The organism is Bradyrhizobium sp. MV1.5, from assembly GCF_055807615.1.
This window is the reverse complement of sequence record NZ_JBVVPL010000005.1, coordinates 98,905-117,205: the sequence shown is the minus strand read 5'-3', so window position 1 is coordinate 117,205 and position 18,301 is coordinate 98,905. Positions and strand designations below refer to the sequence as shown.

At 64.5% G+C, this 18,301-nt stretch carries 18 protein-coding genes; 17 read left to right on the top strand and 1 reads right to left on the bottom strand.

Features of this window, described 5'->3' with window-relative positions:
- From AC0L2J_RS06910 to mmsB, 13 genes are all read left to right on the top strand, one after another.
- Positions 1-978: a HEAT repeat domain-containing protein gene (locus tag AC0L2J_RS06910; RefSeq protein ID WP_473388092.1), complete on the top strand. Its 978-nt coding sequence runs from the start codon at positions 1-3 to the stop codon at positions 976-978.
- 111 nt (positions 979-1,089) lie between these two features.
- Entirely contained in the window at positions 1,090-2,262 is a 1,173-nt protein-coding gene (locus tag AC0L2J_RS06905; RefSeq protein ID WP_007608420.1) for a fumarylacetoacetate hydrolase family protein, read from the top strand.
- A 387-nt stretch (positions 2,263-2,649) separates the two neighbouring features.
- A complete protein-coding gene (ytfQ, locus tag AC0L2J_RS06900; RefSeq protein WP_007608422.1) occupies positions 2,650-3,615 on the top strand; it encodes a galactofuranose ABC transporter, galactofuranose-binding protein YtfQ in 966 nt (321 codons plus the stop codon).
- A 120-nt stretch (positions 3,616-3,735) separates the two neighbouring features.
- A complete protein-coding gene (locus AC0L2J_RS06895; protein WP_473388087.1) occupies positions 3,736-5,280 on the top strand; it encodes a sugar ABC transporter ATP-binding protein in 1,545 nt (514 codons plus the stop codon).
- Positions 5,277-6,269: an ABC transporter permease gene (locus tag AC0L2J_RS06890; protein ID WP_007608426.1), complete on the top strand. Its 993-nt coding sequence runs from the start codon at positions 5,277-5,279 to the stop codon at positions 6,267-6,269. Before AC0L2J_RS06895 ends, AC0L2J_RS06890 begins: the two co-directional genes overlap by 4 nt.
- Entirely contained in the window at positions 6,266-7,246 is a 981-nt protein-coding gene (yjfF, locus tag AC0L2J_RS06885; protein WP_473388084.1) for a galactofuranose ABC transporter, permease protein YjfF, read from the top strand. Before AC0L2J_RS06890 ends, yjfF begins: the two co-directional genes overlap by 4 nt.
- Complete coding sequence (locus AC0L2J_RS06880) at positions 7,243-8,022, top strand: FadR/GntR family transcriptional regulator (protein ID WP_473388080.1); 780 nt, start codon at positions 7,243-7,245, stop codon at positions 8,020-8,022. Before yjfF ends, AC0L2J_RS06880 begins: the two co-directional genes overlap by 4 nt.
- Positions 8,019-8,945 (top strand): Gfo/Idh/MocA family protein, encoded by a 927-nt coding sequence (locus tag AC0L2J_RS06875; protein WP_063993008.1) that lies wholly within the window; start codon positions 8,019-8,021, stop codon positions 8,943-8,945. Before AC0L2J_RS06880 ends, AC0L2J_RS06875 begins: the two co-directional genes overlap by 4 nt.
- A gap of 2 nt (positions 8,946-8,947) precedes the next feature.
- Positions 8,948-10,024 carry an aldose epimerase family protein gene (locus tag AC0L2J_RS06870; protein WP_473388074.1) on the top strand — a complete coding sequence of 359 codons (1,077 nt, stop codon included), beginning with the start codon at positions 8,948-8,950 and terminating at the stop codon, positions 10,022-10,024.
- Positions 10,024-10,902, top strand: coding sequence for an SMP-30/gluconolactonase/LRE family protein (locus AC0L2J_RS06865; RefSeq protein WP_473388284.1), 879 nt, complete (start codon positions 10,024-10,026; stop codon positions 10,900-10,902). The genes AC0L2J_RS06870 and AC0L2J_RS06865 overlap by 1 nt, the downstream gene beginning before the upstream one ends.
- Positions 10,903-10,975: 73 nt before the next feature.
- Entirely contained in the window at positions 10,976-12,049 is a 1,074-nt protein-coding gene (chvE, locus tag AC0L2J_RS06860) for a multiple monosaccharide ABC transporter substrate-binding protein (RefSeq protein ID WP_473388071.1), read from the top strand.
- A gap of 187 nt (positions 12,050-12,236) precedes the next feature.
- Positions 12,237-13,814 carry a multiple monosaccharide ABC transporter ATP-binding protein gene (mmsA, locus tag AC0L2J_RS06855; RefSeq protein WP_473388068.1) on the top strand — a complete coding sequence of 526 codons (1,578 nt, stop codon included), beginning with the start codon at positions 12,237-12,239 and terminating at the stop codon, positions 13,812-13,814.
- Positions 13,811-15,001 (top strand): multiple monosaccharide ABC transporter permease, encoded by a 1,191-nt coding sequence (gene mmsB, locus AC0L2J_RS06850; protein WP_007608442.1) that lies wholly within the window; start codon positions 13,811-13,813, stop codon positions 14,999-15,001. Before mmsA ends, mmsB begins: the two co-directional genes overlap by 4 nt.
- A 3-nt stretch (positions 15,002-15,004) precedes the next feature.
- On the opposite strand, the gene AC0L2J_RS06845 is transcribed toward mmsB, so the two are convergent.
- Positions 15,005-15,232, bottom strand: coding sequence for a hypothetical protein (locus AC0L2J_RS06845; RefSeq protein ID WP_473388299.1), 228 nt, complete (start codon positions 15,230-15,232; stop codon positions 15,005-15,007).
- A 173-nt stretch (positions 15,233-15,405) separates the two neighbouring features.
- On the opposite strand from AC0L2J_RS06845, the gene AC0L2J_RS06840 reads away from it, so the two are divergent.
- The 4 genes from AC0L2J_RS06840 (at position 15,406) to AC0L2J_RS06825 (ending at position 18,179) form a co-directional block, all read left to right on the top strand.
- The gene (locus AC0L2J_RS06840; protein WP_473388066.1) at positions 15,406-15,981 is read left to right on the top strand and encodes a cytochrome c oxidase subunit 3 family protein; all 576 of its coding nucleotides are present in this window, start codon (positions 15,406-15,408) and stop codon (positions 15,979-15,981) included.
- 2 nt (positions 15,982-15,983) lie between these two features.
- On the top strand, positions 15,984-16,244 hold the full coding sequence (locus AC0L2J_RS06835; RefSeq protein WP_063993001.1) for a cytochrome C oxidase subunit IV family protein: 261 nt from the start codon (positions 15,984-15,986) through the stop codon (positions 16,242-16,244).
- Between the two features lie 96 nt (positions 16,245-16,340).
- A complete protein-coding gene (locus AC0L2J_RS06830) occupies positions 16,341-16,793 on the top strand; it encodes a c-type cytochrome (RefSeq protein WP_007608447.1) in 453 nt (150 codons plus the stop codon).
- Positions 16,794-16,832: 39 nt separating this feature from the next.
- Positions 16,833-18,179 carry a cbb3-type cytochrome c oxidase subunit I gene (locus tag AC0L2J_RS06825; RefSeq protein ID WP_473388059.1) on the top strand — a complete coding sequence of 449 codons (1,347 nt, stop codon included), beginning with the start codon at positions 16,833-16,835 and terminating at the stop codon, positions 18,177-18,179.
- Positions 18,180-18,301 lie beyond the last annotated feature (122 nt).

Sequence of the window (18,301 nt, the reverse complement as noted above, 5' to 3'; positions counted from 1 at the left end):
ATGTCGAGCCCGTTCGAATCCTACGACGATCTCGAAGATGCCGACGAGCGGCTCCAGGCCGCCGATCCAGGGGAGCGCCGCGTTGCCATCATCGCGCTCGGCCATTCCGGCGATCCCGCCGCCGTCGGCCATCTCGCCAAAATGGTCGCCGATCCCGATGCCGGCGTGCGCCAGCAGGTCGCGATGGCGCTTGGCGAGTTCGACGGGCCGGAGGCCGCGAGCGCGCTGGTGAAGCTGCTGGTCGATCCTGAAAGGATCGTCGCGGCCGCCGCGGCCGACAGCATGGCCGAATTCAAGGATCCCGCTTGCGCCGAAATCATCCTGCCGCTGGTCAAGCATGCCCACGCCTTCGTCCGCATGGGCGCGTTGCGCGCGCTGAAGGAGCTGCGCTGCAAGGATACGCTGAAACCCGCGCTGGAAGCGCTCCAGGATTCCGATGCCGCCGTACGGGTGCAGGCGATCGGGGTGATTGGGTTCCTCAAACTGGAGGAATCCATTCCGGCGCTGACCGCGCTGATCAACGATTCCGACGCGCATGTGCGCCGTGCCGCCGTCAGCGCGCTCGCCTTCTCGCAGATGAAGCCGGCGGCCGAGATGATCACGCGCGCGTTGAAAGATTCGGACTGGATGGTGCGGGAGATGGCCGCGGAAACGTTGGGCCTCAACGTCAACGGCTCGATCGCCGCCGACCCGCTCATCGCTTCGCTCACCGACGAGTTCTGGCAGGTGCGTCTGAAGGCAATCCGCAGCCTTGGCCGGATGAAGATCGAGCGCGCGGTTCGCCCGATCGGCAATTGCGTCAACCACGACCAGGCCAATTTGCGGAAAGAGGCGGCTGCTGCGCTCGGCGAGATCGCCCACCACGACGGCGAAGCCTTCCTTGCCGTCATCGCCGACGATCCCGATCCCGAGGTGCGCAAGAACGCGCGCTGGGCCCTTCAGCAGATCGCGGCCCGAAAAGCGCGGGCGGGGGCATAGGAGCGCGGCGGGCTGCCGCGCTGGACTTCCCGTCCCAGACGTTTATTGGTCTTCGCCAACGTGATCGGCCTCTGCGAGTGAGGCCGATCCGAAAAGAGCGAGGATACGCCCATGACGACATTGACGGTAAAGGACCTTCTTCCCGAGGACGGCACGCGGGGAACGCTCGTCGGCCGCGTCTGGCTGCCGCAGGCGAATGGCCCGGCCGTGGTCGCCGTGCGCGGCGATGGTGTGTTCGACGTCACCGCAAAATTCCCGACCGTCAGCACGCTCTGCGAGGAGGACGATCCGGCGAAGGCGCTTGCCGCGACCAGGGGCGAGCGCATCGGCGATCTCGATGCTATGGTCGCCAACACGCCCCCCGATCAGCGCGATCCGAAAAAACCGTGGTTGCTTGCACCCGTCGATCTCCAGACGCTGAAGGCGGCCGGGGTGACCTTCGCCATCTCGATGCTGGAGCGCGTGATCGAGGAGCGGGCGAAAGGCAATCCGGCCTCGGCCGAAGCGATCCGGACGGAAGTGACGCGGCTGATCGGCGATGATCTGTCGAAGCTCAAGCCCGGCTCGGACCAGGCGATGCACCTGAAGCAGGTGCTGATCGACCAGAACGCCTGGAGCCAGTATCTCGAGGTTGGCATTGGTCCCGATGCCGAGGTCTTCACCAAGGCGCCGACCTTGTCGTCGGTCGGCACCGGCATGGATGCGGGGCTGCATCCGAAATCGACCTGGAACAACCCCGAGCCCGAGCTGGTGCTGTTCGTCTCGAGCCGTGGCAAGATCGTCGGCGGCGCGCTCGGCAACGACGTCAATCTGCGCGACTTCGAGGGCCGTTCGGCACTGCTGTTGTCGAAGGCCAAGGACAACAACGCCTCGTGCTCCATCGGCCCTCTGCTGCGCCTGTTCGACGACAGCTTTACCCTCGACGACGCCCGCAAGCTCGACATCAGCCTGAACGTGAAGGGGCAGGACGGTTTCGTCCTCGACGGCCATTCCTCGATCAGCATGATCAGCCGCGATCCGACCGATCTGGTCGAGCAGACCATCGGCAAGGTGCACCAATATCCAGATGGCTTCGTGCTGTTCCTCGGGACCATGTTCGCGCCGGTCAAGGATCGCGACGCGCCGGGACAGGGGTTCACCCACAAGCGCGACGACATCGTCACGATCTCGGCGCCCCAGCTCGGCAAACTCGTCAACCGCATGCGAACCAGCGACGAGTGCGAACCCTGGACCTTCGGCATCGGCGCGCTGATGAAGAACCTGGCGCAGCGGAAGCTGATCTAGAGCCGGCTTCGTTGCCCGGCCGACAGCGGGCGATTGCACATCGAAATCAGAGAAGATCGTCCTGCCCGGGCTTGTCCCGGGCATCCACGTTCTTGATCCCGCACGGCAAGGCCGTGGATGGCCGGGACAAGCCCGGCCATAGCGATGTGGCGCTGCTAGGCCGCATCGTTTCATTCATCTTCCCGTTGCATCGGCGGAACTAAATCGCTCCGAGTGTGTCGTACAACGGCCGTCAAGCCTTGCTTGCGCTGCGTATCAATAGTCAAATAATATGACTAGTCGGAACCAAACTTCCGTGAAATAGTCCCTCCCGCCGCCTCAAAGGTCGGCCTGTGGGTGCGATGCTACCAATCAGCGCCCCGGATAACATTTTGGGAGATACGCCTGATGATCCTCAAAGCCCTCTTTGCGGCCAGCGCCACGGCCGCGTTACTGCTCGCGCTGCCGGCGAATGCCGCCGAACTCACCATCGGCTTCTCGCAGATCGGATCGGAATCCGGCTGGCGCGCGGCCGAGACCTCGGTCTCCAAGCAGGAGGCCACCAAGCGCAAGGTCAATCTCAAGATTGCCGACGCGCAGCAGAAGCAGGAGAACCAGATCAAGGCGATCCGCTCCTTCATCGCGCAGAATGTCGATGCGATCTTCCTTGCGCCCGTCGTCTCGACCGGCTGGGACTCGGTGCTGAAGGAAGCCAAGGAGGCCAAGATCCCGGTCGTGCTGCTCGACCGCGACATCGATCCCTCCGGGAAGGAGCTCTATCTCACCGCAGTGACCTCGGACAGCGTTCACGAAGGCGAGGTCGCCGGCGACTGGCTGGCGAAGACCGTCGGCGCAAAGGCCTGCAACATCGTCGAATTGCAGGGCACGGTCGGCGCCAGCGTCGCCGCCAACCGCAAGAAGGGTTTTGACACCGCCATCGCCAAGCATGCGAACCTGAAGGTGGTGCGCAGCCAGACCGGCGACTTCACCCGCGCCAAGGGCAAGGAAGTGATGGAAAGCTTCATCAAGGCCGAAGGCGGCGGCAAGTCGATCTGCGCGGTCTATGCGCACAACGACGACATGATGGTCGGCGCGATCCAGGCGATGAAGGAAGCCGGGCTCAAGCCGGGCAAGGAGATCCTCACTGTCTCGATCGATGCGGTCCCCGACATCTTCAAGGCGATGGTCGCCGGCGAAGCCAATGCCACGGTCGAGCTGACGCCGAACATGGCTGGCCCCGCGCTCGATGCCATCGCGGCCTTCAAGGACAAGGGCACGGTTCCGCCGAAATGGATCCAGACCGAGTCGAAGCTGTACACGCCCACCGACGATCCGCAGAAGATCTACGACAGCAAGAAGGGCCTCGGTTACTGAGGCGGGAGTGTCGCCGGACGGCCGTGTTTCGGCAGTCCGGCGATGCCGCTCGAACCGCTGCGCGAATGAACAGGCTCCGTGTCCGCATCGTCAGCGGGCGCCGCTGGGAGTGAATTTGTCATGGAGAAAAGCCCGGATTTCGCTGCTGCCCTGCTGGAAGTGCGCGGGATCAGCAAGAGCTTTGGTGCTGTGCGTGCGTTGCAGGAGGTCGACTTCAGGCTTCGCGCAGGCGAGATTCATGCGTTGCTCGGCGAGAACGGCGCCGGCAAGTCCACGCTGATCAAGGTTGTCACGGGCATATTTCCGCGCGACGCCGGCATCGTCAGGCTGGGCGGCGAAGAGGTCGCGCCGCGCTCGGCCAAGGCGGCGCTTCAGGCCGGCATTGCCACCGTCTACCAGGAGGTCAATCTCCTGCCGAACCTCTCGGTGGCGCAGAACCTGTTCCTCGACCGGCAGCCAATGCGCTTCGGCATCGTTCGCGAAGGCGAGATGCGACGCCGCGCGAAGGCGCTGCTCGCGGATTTCGGCCTCGACATCGACGTATCAGCGCCGCTTGGCAATTATTCGGTGGCGATCCAGCATGTCACCGCGATCGCGCGCGCCGTCGATCTCTCGGCGCGCGTGCTGATCCTGGACGAGCCGACCGCGAGCCTCGATCGCCACGAGGTCGAGATTCTCTTTCGCATCATGCGTCAGCTTGCCAAGCGCGGCATTGGAATCGTCTTCGTCAGCCATTTCCTCGACCAGGTCTACGAGATCTCCGATCGCATCACCGTTTTGCGAAATGGTCGCCTGGTCGGCGAGCGCGAGACCGCGTCGCTGTTGCGGCTTGAGCTGATCCGGATGATGCTCGGCCGCGAGCTGGCCGAGACCACCAGCGCGCGGGCGTCGACAGGCGCACAGACTACGCGTGAAGTCTGTGCGAGCTTCGAGGGTTACGGCAAGGCCGGCTATGTCGCGCCGTTCAATCTCGAGCTGCGCCATGGCGAGGTTGTCGGTCTCGCCGGCCTGCTCGGCTCGGGGCGGACCGAGACGGCCCGGCTGGTGTTCGGCGTCGAGCGCGCGGATGGCGGGCAGGCGAGGGTGGAAGGCGCGCCTGTCCGGCTTCACTCGCCGCGGGACGGCGTGCGCCACGGCTTTGGCTATTGCCCCGAGGAGCGCAAGACCGACGGCATCGTCGCTGAGCTCACCGTGCGCGAGAACATCGTGCTCGCGCTCCAGGCCAAGCGCGGTCTGCATCGGCCGCTGTCGCGACGCGAGCAGGACGAGATCGCAAGCCGTTATGTCAAGATGCTCGACATTCGCCCGCCCGATCCGGAGCGTCCCGTCGGCCTGCTGTCCGGCGGCAATCAGCAGAAGGTCCTGCTGGCACGGTGGCTTGCGACCTCGCCGCGGCTCCTCGTGCTGGACGAGCCGACCCGCGGTATCGACGTCGGTGCGCATGCCGAGATCATCCGCCTGATACGCGAGCTCTGCGACGACGGGCTTGCGCTGCTCGTGATTTCCTCCGAGCTCGACGAGATCGTGACCTATTCCGATCGCGTGGTGGTGCTGCGCGACCGGGCTCATGTCGAGGAGCTCACGGGCGAGGCCATCGACGTCGGCAGCATTCTCGCCGCCATCGCCGCCGATGGCGCCAGTGTCGCCCATGAGGGCCGGGCATGACCGCGCTGTTGCCGCGCCGCGGCCTTGCCCAGATCCTCGCGTTGATCGTCATCCTGGCGGTCGATCGCGTGGTGTCGCCGCAATTCTTCGATCTGCGCCTCCAGGACGGCCGGCTATTCGGCAGCCTGATCGACGTGCTCAACCGCGGCACGCCGGTGGCGCTGCTCTCGCTCGGCATGGTGCTGGTGATCGCGACGCGCGGCATCGACCTGTCGGTCGGCGCTGTGATGGCGATCTCAGGCGCGATCGCGGCGAGCCTCGCCGACAACCACAGTCTGGCAGTGGTGCTGGCGGCTGCGCTCGGCGCGGGCCTGATCTGCGGATTGTGGAACGGATTTCTCGTCGCGGTGCTCGGCATGCAGCCGATCGTGGCGACCCTGATCTTGATGGTGGCGGGACGCGGCATCGCCCAGCTTATTACCGAAGGCCGCATCGTGACCTTCTCCTCGCCCGATCTGGTCTGGCTCGGCAACGGCTCCATCCTCGGCGTGCCGGTGCCGGTCGCGATTGCGCTGGGCATGCTGATCCTCACCGGCGCGGTGGTGCGAGGCTCGGCACTTGGGTTACTGATCGAGGCAACCGGCGGCAATGCGCGGGCGAGCGAGCTTGCCGGCGTTGGCACGCGCGCCATGATTTTGGCGGTGTATGTCTGGTGCGGCGTTTGCGCCGCGCTTGCCGGCGTCATCGCGGCGGCCGACATCATGGGTGCGGATGCCAACAATGCCGGCCTCTGGCTCGAGCTCGACGCCATCCTCGCGGTGGTGATCGGCGGCACCTCGCTGTTCGGCGGCCGCTTCAGTCTCGTGCTGGCCGTACTCGGCGCGCTGATCATCCAGACCATGAATACCGGCATTCTGCTGTCGGGCTATCCGCCGGAGTTCAATTTGCTGGTCAAGGCGGTGGTGGTGCTCGCCGTGCTGCTGCTGCAATCGCCGAAGTTGTCCGGCTTTGCCGGCGTCGTGGCGCGGCTGCGGAGGACCAAGGCATGAAAGGCCTGCCGCCCGTCCTCATCACGGCGATCGTGCTCGTCGTGGGATTCGCGCTCTGCGCGATGCAGTTTCCCAACATCGCCTCCACCCGCGTGGTCGGCAATCTCCTGACCGACAACGCCTTCCTCGGCATCGTCGCGACCGGTATGACCTTCGTCATCATTTCCGGCGGCATCGATCTCTCGGTCGGCTCGGTGATCGGCTTCACCACGGTGTTCGTCGCGCTGGCGATCGAGCGCTGGGGAATGCCGCCCCTGGTCGCCTTCGTCGCCATTCTCGCGCTTTCGGCCGCCTTCGGAGCGGCGATGGGCGCGGTGATCCACGTCTTCGATTTGCCGCCTTTCATCGTGACGCTCGCCGGCATGTTCTTGGCCCGGGGTGCCAGCTTCCTGCTCTCGACGGAATCGGTGCCGATCACAGCACCGGTCTATTCCACCGTGTCGGACTTCGCACTGCGACTACCCGGCGGTGGACGGCTGACGGCGGTCGCGATCATCATGCTTGCGATCGTGATCGGCGGCGCATTGCTGCTGCAGCTCACCCGGTTCGGCGCCAATGTCTATGCGCTCGGCGGCAGCCGGGCGACCGCGAGCCTGATGGGTGTCGCCGTCGGCAGGATGACGGTGAAGATCTACATGCTGTCGAGCCTGCTCGCGGGCATCGCCGGCATCGTCTTCTCCTTCTACACCAGCGCTGGCTACTCGCTGTCCGCCGTCGGCGTCGAGCTTGATAGCATCGCGGCCGTCGTGATCGGCGGCACGCTGCTCACGGGCGGGCAGGGCTCGGTAATCGGCACCTTCCTCGGTGTGCTGATCCAGGGCATGATTCAGACCTACATCAATTTCGACGGGACGCTGTCGAGCTGGTGGACCAAGATCGCGACCGGCGTGCTGCTGTTCGCCTTCATCGCCTTGCAACAGGGATTGGTCGCGCTCGCGCGCCGGCCCGTGCCAAAGCGCGCGGGAGCAGTCTCATGACCACCTCGCGCATCCTCGCCATCCCGACGCGCCGGGCGCACTCCAATCACGCGGAGGTGGCCCGTTCGATCGGCGTTGACATCATTGCCGGCCGCTACGCGGAGGGAACGCGCCTGCCGGGCGATGCCGAGATGATCGCCATGTTCGGGGTGTCGCGGCCGGTGTTGCGGGAGAGCGTCAAGACGCTGGTCGCCAAGGGCCTGCTCACCACCAAGGCCCGCGTCGGCACCGTCGTGCGCGAACGCGTCGCCTGGAACATGTTCGACGCCGACGTGCTGGCCTGGCACCTGGACGCCGGGATCGACAAGCGTTTCCTCAACGACCTCGCCGAGATTCGCCTTGCGGTCGAGCCGCGCGCGGCGATGTTGGCGGCGGCGCAGCGGTCGGAGCAGGATCTCTCCGAGCTCCGGCGCTGCATGGAGCGGATGCGACTTGAAGCCTCCGACTCCGTTGGCTTCGCCGATGCCGACCTCGCGCTCCACGTGGCGGTGGCGCGCGCCTCCGGAAATCTGTTCATGCGCTCGATCGGGCACGTCATCGAGGCTGCGTTGCGCGCCTCATTCCTGCTCAGCGCACCGGTCGAACCGGAGGACCGCGACACCGTTCTGCTGTGGCATCAGAAGATCGTCGATGCCATCGCCGCCGGTGATGCTGCGACTGCGTCGGAGGCGATGGTCTATGTCATTCATAACGGCATGCGCCGCCATGAGGGTACAGTGATCGAGACTGTACCGGCCGAAGCGCTGCCGTCCGCGGAAGCTGGAGAAAGATCGTGACTGAACTTCGCATCGCCATCGTCGGCTTCGGCAAGATCGCGCGGGATCAGCATGTCGGCGCCATCGCAGCGGTTCCCGGCGCGACGCTGGCAGCCGTCGCCAGCCGCAATGCCTCGTTGCCGGATCTGCCGCATTTCGCGACCATCGAAGAGCTGTTGGAGAAAGGTCCGCCGATTGACGCGGTGTCGCTCTGCACGCCGCCTCAAGTGCGCCGCGCCCAGGCCGTCGCAGCGCTCAGGGCCGGCAAGCATGTCATGCTGGAGAAGCCGCCCGGCGCCGGCGTTGCCGAGCTCGATCCGTTGATCGCGATGGCGGGTGAGGCCAAGCGAACGCTGTTTGCGACCTGGCATTCGCGCCATGCGCCGGCCGTCGAGCCGGCGCGCGAGTGGCTCGCCGCGCGCCGCATCCGTTCCGTGCACATCAACTGGAAAGAGGACGTCCGCGTCTGGCATCCCGGGCAGGCCTGGATCTGGGAGCCGGGCGGGCTCGGGGTGTTCGATCCCGGCATCAATGCGCTGTCGATCCTGACCAGGATCCTGCCGAAGCCCGTGTTCGTCACCGCGGCCGAGCTCGCCTTTCCCGCCAATTGCCAGGCGCCGATCGCCGCGAAGCTGACGCTGACCGATATCGACGGCCTGCCTGTGGCCGCCGAGTTCGATTTCCGCCAGACTGGGCCGCAGAGCTGGGATATCCTCGTCGAAACCGACCAAGGCCGGATGACGCTATCCCGCGGCGGCCGGATCATGGCGATCGACGGCAAGACCGTTGCCGAGGCGCCCGATGAGGAATATCGGGAGCTTTACCGGCGCTTCGTCACGCTCGCCGCGACAGGCGCGAGCGACGTCGATTTGGCGCCGCTTCGTCTCGTGGCGGACGCCTTCCTGCTTGGCAGGCGCACGATCGTCGAACCGTTTGTGGATTGATCATGGCTGGATCGAAAGCAGAAAGAGACGTCTTCGGAACGCTGCCGGACGGCCGCAAGGTGGACCGCATCATGCTGCGCGGAGAGGGCGGGTTCGAGGCACGCATCATCACCCATGGTGCAGTCTTGCAGGCCTTGATCGCGCCGGACGCCAAGGGTGGCTACGACGACGTCGTGCTTGGCCATGACGCATTCGCCGGCTATCTCGCCGAACGGAAGTTCTTCGGCGCCACCGTCGGCCGCTACGCCAATCGCATCGCCAACGGACAATTTGCGCTGGACGGCGAGACGGTGCAGCTTCCCGTCAACAACGGTCCGAATGCGCTGCACGGCGGCGTTGACGGTTTTGATCGCAAGCTCTGGGACATTGCGGAGATCGACGCTGGCGCCGAGCCCGCGGTCACGCTGACCTACACGAGCCCGCATGGCGAGGAAAACTATCCCGGTCGGCTCGATGTGCGCCTGACCTATCGCGTCACCGGCCCGGCCGAGCTATCCCTGATCATGGAGGCGTGGACCGATCGGCCGACCATCGTCAACCTGACCAACCACAGCTTCTTCAATCTGGAAGGCGCGACATCAGGCACGCCCATTCTCGATCACAAGCTGACGGTCGCCGCCGGGCATTTCCTCGCGATCGATCCCACCGCCATTCCATTGCCGGAGCCGCCGCGCAGCGTTGCCGGCACGCCGTTCGACTTTCGCGAGCCGCGGCCCGTCGGCGAGCGCATCCGCGAGGGCGACCAGCAATTGCGCAACGGCAAGGGCTACGACCACACCTACTGTCTCGCGCGCGACGGCAAGCTTAGTCTCGCGGCACGGCTGGAGGCGCCGCGCTCGGGGCGCATCATGGAGCTGTTCACGGATCAGCCTGGTCTGCAGGTCTATTCGGGTAATTATCTCGACGGCACGATTTCGGGCAAGGGTGGCAAGCTCTACCGGCAGTCGGACGCGATGTGCCTGGAGCCGCATATCTGGCCGGACGCACCGAACCGGCCGGATTTCCCGAGCCCGCGCCTAGCGCCCCGCGAGGTCTATCGCCATCATACGGTCTATCGCTTTGCGGTGAGAAGGTCATGATGGAACAGGTGCCGACCTCGGTTCTTTCGGACGATCCTTGCCATCTCGGCGAGGGGCCGACCTATGACGTGACCACGGACACGGCCTGGTGGTTCGATATCCGCGAGGGGCGACTGTTCGAGGCGCAGCTCGGCCGTGGCAGCGTTCGCGTTCATGCGCTGGGCCGGATGGCGAGCGCACTTGGGCGGATTGACGCCGAGCGGCAGTTGATTATCGCGGAAGACGGGCTCTATGTCCGCAAAACTGCCGACGGCGCGATGACGCTGCTCTGTCCGCTCGAAGCGGACAATCCCGCGACCCGCTCCAACGATGCCCGCGTGCATCCCTCCGGCACGTTCTGGATCGGCACCATGGGCCGCAAGGCGGAAGCAGGGGCAGGGGCGATCTACGCGTTCCATCACGGCGAGATATCGATGCTGTTTCCGCGCATCAGCATTCCCAACTCGATCTGCTTCTCGCCCGATGGCGCCACTGGCTACTTCGCCGACACCGCGCGCGCGCTGCTCTACGCGGTGCCGCTCAATCCCACGACCGGCCTGCCGCTCGGCGAGCCGGAAGTGCTGCTGCGCCACACCGGAATCGGCGGTCTCGACGGCTCGGTGTGCGACGCCGACGGGCAGATTTGGAACGCGTGCTGGGGCGCAAGCCGCGTCGACGTCTACTCTCCGCAAGGCGAGCGCCTGCGTTCGCTGAGCGTGCCGGCAAAGCAGGCGAGCTGCCCCGCTTTTGTCGGCCCTGATCTGTCGCGTCTCCTCGTCACCTCGGCCTGGCAGGACATGGATGCGGCGGCGCGTGCCGCCGATCCGCAAGCCGGCTACACCTTCCTGTTGGAGGCATCCGCGCGCGGTCGCGCGGAGCCCGACGTCAAGCTCGGATAGGAGGCTAGAAGCCGCACACGACCAAATTTCTCGACGACACGAAAAAACAGTCTGACATCCAAGGGAGTGAAACATGTTGAAACTGAAGACGACATTCCTCGCGCTGGCGCTGGCCGGCGCTGCGACGATGGCCGCGGGCGTCACCGCCTCGGCCCAGGACAAAGCAACAGTCGGCATCGCCATGCCGACCAAATCGTCGGCGCGCTGGATCGACGATGGCAACAACATGGTCAAGGTGCTGAAGGAGCGCGGCTACAACACCGACCTGCAATATGCCGAGGACGACATTCCGAACCAGCTCTCGCAAGTCGAGAACATGGTGACCAAGGGCGCGAAAGCGCTGGTGATTGCCGCGATCGACGGCACCACGCTCTCCGACGTGCTCAAGCAGGCGAAAGCAAAAGGCATCACCGTGATCGCCTATGACCGCCTGATCCGCGGCACGCCGAACGTCGACTATTACGCGACCTTCGACAATTTCCAGGTCGGCGTGCTCCAGGCGCAATCAATCGAGAAAGGGCTTGGCCTAAAGGAGGGCAAGGGTCCGTTCAACATCGAGCTGTTCGGCGGCTCGCCCGACGACAACAACGCCTACTTCTTCTACAACGGCGCGATGAGCGTGCTGAAGCCGTACATCGACAGCGGCAAGCTCGTCGTCGCCTCCGGTCAGATGGGTATGGACAAGGTTGCGACCTTGCGCTGGGACGGCGCCACCGCGCAGGCCCGCATGGACAATCTGCTCAGCGCCTACTACGGCAACAAGAAGGTCAACGCCGTGCTGTCGCCGTATGACGGCCTGTCGATCGGCATCATCTCCTCGCTGAAGGGCGTCGGTTATGGCAGCGCCGGCCAGCCGATGCCTATCATCTCGGGCCAGGATGCCGAGGTGCCCTCGATCAAGGCGATGCTGCGCGGCGACCAGTATTCGACCATCTTCAAGGACACCCGCGACCTCGCCAAGGTGACCGCCGACATGGTCGACGCTGCGCTTGCCGGCAAGCAGGTCACCGTCAACGACACCAAGACCTACGAGAACAGCGCCAAGACCGTGCCGTCCTATCTGCTCAAGCCGGTCGTGGTCTACAAGGACAATTGGGAGAAGGTCCTGGTCGAGAGCGGCTACTACAAGAAGGCGCAGTTCCAGTAAGGCTTCTTTTCTTTTCCCTCTCCCCGCTTGCGGGGAGAGGGTTAGGGTGAGGGGGAGCCTCCGCGAGGAAGGTAGCAGTGTGTCTCGCGGAGACTCCCCCTCACCCGGATCGCATCCAACGATGCGATCCGACCTCTCCCCGCAAGCGGGGAGAGGTGAGCTAACACTGATTGAGGGATGTGAAATCATGACCGCAATGCTGGAGATGCGCAACGTCAGCAAGAGCTTTTCCGGCGTGCAGGCGCTGCGCGATGTCAATTTCTCGGTTGAAGCCGGGCAGATCCACGCCCTCGTCGGCGAGAACGGTGCCGGCAAGTCCACGCTGATGAAGGTGCTCAGCGGCGTCTACCCGGCCGGCAGCTACGAGGGCACCATCATCTTTGATGGCGAGGAGCGCCGCTTCCGCGACATCAACGATTCCGAGGCGCTCGGGATCATCATCATCCATCAGGAGCTGGCGCTGATCCCGCTGATGTCGATCGCCGAGAACATTTTTCTGTCGCACCCGCCGTCCAAGCTTGGCGTCATCGACCGCGACCAGGTATATCGGCGCACGCGCGACCTGCTCGCGCAGGTCGGCCTGAAGGAATCCCCGGATACGCTGATAACCGATCTCGGCGTCGGCAAGCAGCAGCTGGTCGAGATCGCCAAGGCGCTGTCCAAGCGGGTGCGGATGCTGATCCTGGACGAGCCGACCGCAAGCCTCAACGAGGCCGACAGCGCCGCGCTGCTCGAACGTCTCATGGCGTTCCGCGCGCAGGGCATCGGCTCCATCCTGATCTCGCACAAGCTGAACGAGGTCGCCAAGGTCGCCGACCACATCACCGTGCTGCGCGACGGCCGCACCGTTGACGGCATCGACTGCCGCGCCGAGCCGATTCAGGAAGACCGCATCATCCGCAGCATGGTCAACCGCGATCTGGCCCATCGCTTTCCCGAGCGCAGCGTGAAGATCGGCGAGCCCGTTCTCACCGTCGAGAACTGGTCGGTCTACCATCCCATCCATCCCGAGCGGCAGGTGATCAAGAACGTCGATTTCAGCGTGAAACGCGGCGAGGTCGTCGGCATTGCCGGATTGATGGGCGCCGGCCGCACCGAATTCGCCATGAGCCTGTTCGGCCGGTCCTGGGGCACCACGATCAGCGGTCGCATCCGGCTTGAGGGCCATGAGATCGTGCTGCCGAACGTCGCGGCCGCGATCGACGCAGGCCTTGCCTATGTCACGGAGGACCGCAAGCAGCTGGGACTGGTCCTCGCCGACGACGTCCGCAAGAACATCACGCTCGCAAGCCTCGACCAGGTCGCGCCGAACCGCGTCATCGACGACATCGCCGAGCTGAAGGTCGCCAGCGACTACCGCAACCGGATGCGCATCCGCTGCTCCGACGTCTACCAGGAGACCAGCCAGCTGTCCGGCGGCAACCAGCAAAAGGTCGTGCTGTCGAAATGGCTGATGACCGACCCCAAGGTCTTGATCCTGGACGAGCCGACCCGGGGCATCGACGTCGGTGCCAAATACGAGATCTACTGTATCATCAACGAGCTTGCGGAAGCCGGCCGCGGTGTCGTGGTGATCTCCTCGGAGATGCCCGAGCTGCTCGGCATCTGCGACCGCATCTGCGTCATGAACGACGGCGCCTTCGTCGGCGAGTTCAAGAGCGCAGACGCAACGCAGGAAAAGATCATGCGCGCCATCATGCGCAACGACAGAAATTATGGAAGCAGCGCCCTTGCGGGTGCGGAGATGGGAGGATCGCAGCCATGACCGACAAGACGGTTTCGCTGCCCGAGGAGGGCCGGCACGGCAGCTTCATCAAGAACAATCTGCGCAATTACGGCATGCTGATGTCGCTGATCGCGATCATGCTGTTCTTCCAGGTCATGACGGGCGGCACGCTGCTGCAGCCGCTCAACCTGACCAATCTGGTGCTCCAGAACAGCTACATCGTCATCATGGCGCTGGGCATGCTGCTGGTGATCGTGACCGGACACATCGATTTGTCGGTCGGCTCGGTCGCGGGGTTCGTCGGCGCGGTGGCCGCCGTGCTCATGGTGACCTACAAGGTCGACTACACGCTCGCCTTCATCGCCTGCCTGCTGCTGGGCGCGGCGATCGGCGCCGCGCAGGGCTATTGGGTGGCCTATTTCAAGATACCGTCCTTCATCGTCACGCTCGCCGGCATGCTGGTGTTCAAGGGGCTCGCGCTTGCGGTATTGCAGGGCCAGTCGCTCGGACCGTTCCCGGCGACCTTCCAGAAATTGTCGTCGGGCTTCATTCCGGAGATGCTGCCCGAGGCCGGCACGTTGCATCCGACGTCGATGCTGGTCGGTGCGGTGCTCGCGCTCGGCCTCGTCTACGCCAGCGCCAAGGGGCGTTCGCGCGAGCAGCTGCACGGCATCGAGGTCGAGCCTTACGCGTTCTTCCTCGGCAAGAGCATTCTCCTGGCCTGCGCCGTGCTCTATTTCACCTATCTGATCGCCTCGCATCGCGGTCTGCCGAACGTGCTGGTCATCATGACCGCGCTGATCGCGCTCTACGGCTTCGTCACCCGGCGCACCGTCATCGGTCGGCAGGTCTATGCGGTCGGCGGCAATGCGAAAGCGGCCAGCCTGTCGGGCATCAAGACGGAACGGTTGACCTTCCTTACCTTCGTCAACATGGGCGTGCTCGCTGCGCTCGCCGGCCTCGTCTTCGCCGCGCGCCTCAACACGGCAACGCCGAAGGCGGGTCTCGGCTTCGAGCTCGACGTCATCGCCGCCTGCTTCATCGGCGGCGCCTCGGCCTATGGCGGTGTCGGCCGCGTCGGCGGTGCCGTGGTCGGTGCTATGATCATGGGTGTGATGAACAACGGCATGTCCATCCTCGGCATTGGCATCGACTATCAGCAGGTCATCAAGGGACTGGTCCTGCTCGGGGCGGTGTGCATCGACGTGTATAATCAGCGGAGATAGAGACTATCTCTTCGTAGCTACGTAGCGCGGATTGCGCTGCGCTCGATCCGGGCTACCATCCAAGATCGACGGCTCTACTGCGTCGTGAACAGCACCGCCGCGATTCGCGACGGAAAGGCTCACTGCCGATACGGTTGCCACGGTCGACAGCACGCCCATTCGCTGGAGCGCGATGGCGAAGACGATGATGATGGGCGTTGCGGTCATCAGCCCGATTTGTGCATCGCTCACGTTATCGCTCGCAGCTCCACGGAACCCTGGGGCGTTTGGTACCGCGACCCGGCCGGCCGGACGTTGCGACGGCGCAAACAAATTGATCGGCATTCCCCCAAATTTGTCCGGCAACAAACTTGGATCGGCACGGCTGAGCTAAAGCTGGCCGGTGTCCTGATCCGGAAGAGCAGATGTCGGCAGCCGATTGCGAACCACAGGGAACGGGCTGGGGAATCCTGGACGATCTTCCCGGCGATCCCATGATCTGGGTTCTGATCTTCAGCGAGTTCGCCGCCTTCGGTCTGTTTCTCGGTACCTTCACAGTCGCCCGCGCGATCCACCCGGCCGTGTTTGCGGCGGAGCAGGCGGCGCTTGATCCGGGTCTCGCCGGATTGAACACTGTCGTGCTGGTGACGAGCGGTTGGGCCGCAGCCCGGGCTACGAAGGCCGCGCGGGCCAGCGAGAGGCGGGCGACACGATGCTGGCTCCTCACAGCCATGGGGCTTGGTGGCCTGTTCGTGGCGGTCAAGCTCGCCGAATATGCGGAAGAGATCGGGCGCGGCATCGGACTTGAAACCAGTCCGTTCTTCACACTCTATTTCCTCCTGACCGGCTTCCATCTCCTGCACGTCTGCCTCGGCATCATCATCCTCGCATTCGTCTGCCGCCGCGCTGAAGCGTTCGGCGTCGAGACGGGAACGGCCTTCTGGCACATGGTCGATCTGGTCTGGATCGTAATGTTCCCGATTCTTTATCTGGTGCGGTGACGATGCCGAATCGCCTGGACATCACCTGGCTCGCGCTGATCGGCCTCGCGCTCGCGACCATCATGGTGCCACTGCTTGTGCCGCTACCGCTGCTCGGCGACGCCCTGCTGCTGGCCTTGGCCGCCGTCAAGGGCCGCCGGATTGCACTCGATTTCCTCGATCTTCGCGCGGCGCCTGCGCTCTGGCGCGGCCTCGTCAGCGCCTGGATCCTCATGGTGGTGCTGTTTGCCTGGCTCACATCCGCCGTCGCCGCCCTGATCTGACCCACTCCTTGCGCCCTGACAAAGAACGGGCCGGGCCAATCGGCAATAAATCGCATTACCGATTTACGCGACGGGACTCAATTGAAAGGATTGGCAATGGCTGAACGCCTGACCAAGTCGGCCGCTCGAAACGTCTTCTACGGCGGCTCGGCCTTTTTCTTCGCCATCTTCATCGGGCTGACGGCGCACAGCCACTACTACATGGCCACGACATCGACGGACGCGGCGACGCTGACGTCGTCGGTCGCCCGCGGCAAGCATGTCTGGGAAAAGAACTCCTGCATCAACTGCCACACGTTGCTCGGTGAAGGCGCCTATTTCGCGCCCGAAGTCGGCAACGTCTGGGATCGATGGGGCGGCAAGGAGGATCCGGCCGGCGCGCGAGAGACGTTGAAGGCCTGGATGCAGTCGCAGCCTTCGGGCGCGGAGGGCCGGCGACAGATGCCGCAGTTCAACCTCACCGATCAGGAGCTCAACGATCTCGCCGATTTCCTGCAATGGGTGAGCACGATCAAGCGCCAGGATTGGCCGCCGAACAAGGCCGGCTGAGCCCGCCGCTTTCCTCTTTCAGAACAGAGAGAATCCGAGATGAAATATCAAACGCAGAAAGTCGCGATGCTGTATTTCTACGGCGCGCTGACCCTCTTCCTGGCCCAGGTCCTGTTCGGCCTCCTCGCCGGGACCATCTACGTCCTGCCCAACACGCTGTCGGTGCTGCTGCCGTTCAATATCGTCAGGATGATCCACACCAACGCGCTGATCGTGTGGTCGTTGCTCGGCTTCATGGGCGCGACCTACTACCTGCTGCCTGAGGAAACCGAGACCGAGCTGTACAGCCCGCTGCTCGCAAAGATCCAGTTCTGGATGTTCTTCGGCGCAGCGGGCGTGGCGGTGGTCGGCTATCTCTTCCACTACCATGAAGGCCGCGAGTTCCTCGAGCAGCCCTTCATCATCAAGGTCGGCATTGTCGTCGTCTGCCTGATGTTCCTGTTCAACGTGACCATGACCGCGCTCAAGGGACGCAAGACCACGGTCACCAACATCCTGCTGTTCGGCCTGTGGGGCGTTGCGATCTTCTTCCTGTTCGCCTTCTACAATCCGGCGAACCTCGCCGTCGACAAGATGTACTGGTGGTACGTCGTCCATCTCTGGGTCGAGGGCGTCTGGGAGCTGATCATGGCCTCCGTGCTCGCCTATCTCATGATCAAGCTCAATGGCATCGATCGCGAGCTGGTCGAGAAGTGGCTCTACGTCATTATCGGCCTCGCGCTGTTCTCCGGGATTCTCGGCACCGGCCACCATTTCTACTGGATCGGCGCGCCCGGCTACTGGCAGTGGATCGGCTCGCTGTTCTCGACGCTCGAGGTCGCGCCGTTCTTCACGATGGTGATCTTCACGGTGCAGATGACCTGGAAGGCCGGCCGCAAGCATCCGAACCGCGCCGCGCTGCTGTGGTCGGTCGGCTGTTCGGTGATGGCGTTCCTGGGGGCCGGCGTCTGGGGTTTCCTGCACACGCTGTCCTCGGTGAACTACTACACCCACGGCACCCAGGTCACCGCCGCGCATGGCCATCTCGCCTTCTTCGGCGCCTATGTGATGCTCAATCTTGCCGTGATGGCTTACGCCATCCCGCAGATCAAGGGACGCGCACCCTATAACCAGTGGCTCAGCATGACGAGCTTCTGGATCATGTGCACGGCCATGATGACGATGACGTTCGCGCTGACCTTTGCCGGCGTGGTCCAGGTCCATCTCCAGCGCGTGCTCGGTCAGGGCTACATGGACGTGCAGGACCAGCTCGCCTTTTTCTACTGGGTGCGGCTCGGCTCCGGTGGGTTCGTCGCGATCTCCGCGCTGATGTTCGTCTGGGCGGTGCTGGTGCCCGGCCGCGAAAAGCAGGCGACCATTCCCGCCGCGCTGCAGCCGGCCGAGTAAGCGTGACGGGGGGGGCGGGGGGGGGGGGGGGCCCCGGGGCGGCCGGCACGGGGGCGGGAGAGAGAAGCACCCCCCCACCCCGGGGGGCCCGCCCCCCCCCCCCCCCCCCCCCCCCCCGCACC

Excerpts from the sequence above, each read along its gene's own strand:
- AC0L2J_RS06910 (WP_473388092.1), top strand. The coding sequence starts at position 1 with ATGTCGAGCCCGTTCGAATCCTACGACGATCTCGAAGATGCCGACGAG.
- AC0L2J_RS06905 (WP_007608420.1), top strand. The coding sequence starts at position 1,090 with ATGACGACATTGACGGTAAAGGACCTTCTTCCCGAGGACGGCACGCGG.
- ytfQ (WP_007608422.1), top strand. The coding sequence starts at position 2,650 with ATGATCCTCAAAGCCCTCTTTGCGGCCAGCGCCACGGCCGCGTTACTG.
- AC0L2J_RS06895 (WP_473388087.1), top strand. The coding sequence starts at position 3,736 with ATGGAGAAAAGCCCGGATTTCGCTGCTGCCCTGCTGGAAGTGCGCGGG.
- AC0L2J_RS06890 (WP_007608426.1), top strand. The coding sequence starts at position 5,277 with ATGACCGCGCTGTTGCCGCGCCGCGGCCTTGCCCAGATCCTCGCGTTG.
- yjfF (WP_473388084.1), top strand. The coding sequence starts at position 6,266 with ATGAAAGGCCTGCCGCCCGTCCTCATCACGGCGATCGTGCTCGTCGTG.
- AC0L2J_RS06880 (WP_473388080.1), top strand. The coding sequence starts at position 7,243 with ATGACCACCTCGCGCATCCTCGCCATCCCGACGCGCCGGGCGCACTCC.
- AC0L2J_RS06870 (WP_473388074.1), top strand. The coding sequence starts at position 8,948 with ATGGCTGGATCGAAAGCAGAAAGAGACGTCTTCGGAACGCTGCCGGAC.
- AC0L2J_RS06865 (WP_473388284.1), top strand. The coding sequence starts at position 10,024 with ATGGAACAGGTGCCGACCTCGGTTCTTTCGGACGATCCTTGCCATCTC.
- chvE (WP_473388071.1), top strand. The coding sequence starts at position 10,976 with ATGTTGAAACTGAAGACGACATTCCTCGCGCTGGCGCTGGCCGGCGCT.
- mmsA (WP_473388068.1), top strand. The coding sequence starts at position 12,237 with ATGACCGCAATGCTGGAGATGCGCAACGTCAGCAAGAGCTTTTCCGGC.
- mmsB (WP_007608442.1), top strand. The coding sequence starts at position 13,811 with ATGACCGACAAGACGGTTTCGCTGCCCGAGGAGGGCCGGCACGGCAGC.
- AC0L2J_RS06840 (WP_473388066.1), top strand. The coding sequence starts at position 15,406 with ATGTCGGCAGCCGATTGCGAACCACAGGGAACGGGCTGGGGAATCCTG.
- AC0L2J_RS06835 (WP_063993001.1), top strand. The coding sequence starts at position 15,984 with ATGCCGAATCGCCTGGACATCACCTGGCTCGCGCTGATCGGCCTCGCG.
- AC0L2J_RS06830 (WP_007608447.1), top strand. The coding sequence starts at position 16,341 with ATGGCTGAACGCCTGACCAAGTCGGCCGCTCGAAACGTCTTCTACGGC.
- AC0L2J_RS06825 (WP_473388059.1), top strand. The coding sequence starts at position 16,833 with ATGAAATATCAAACGCAGAAAGTCGCGATGCTGTATTTCTACGGCGCG.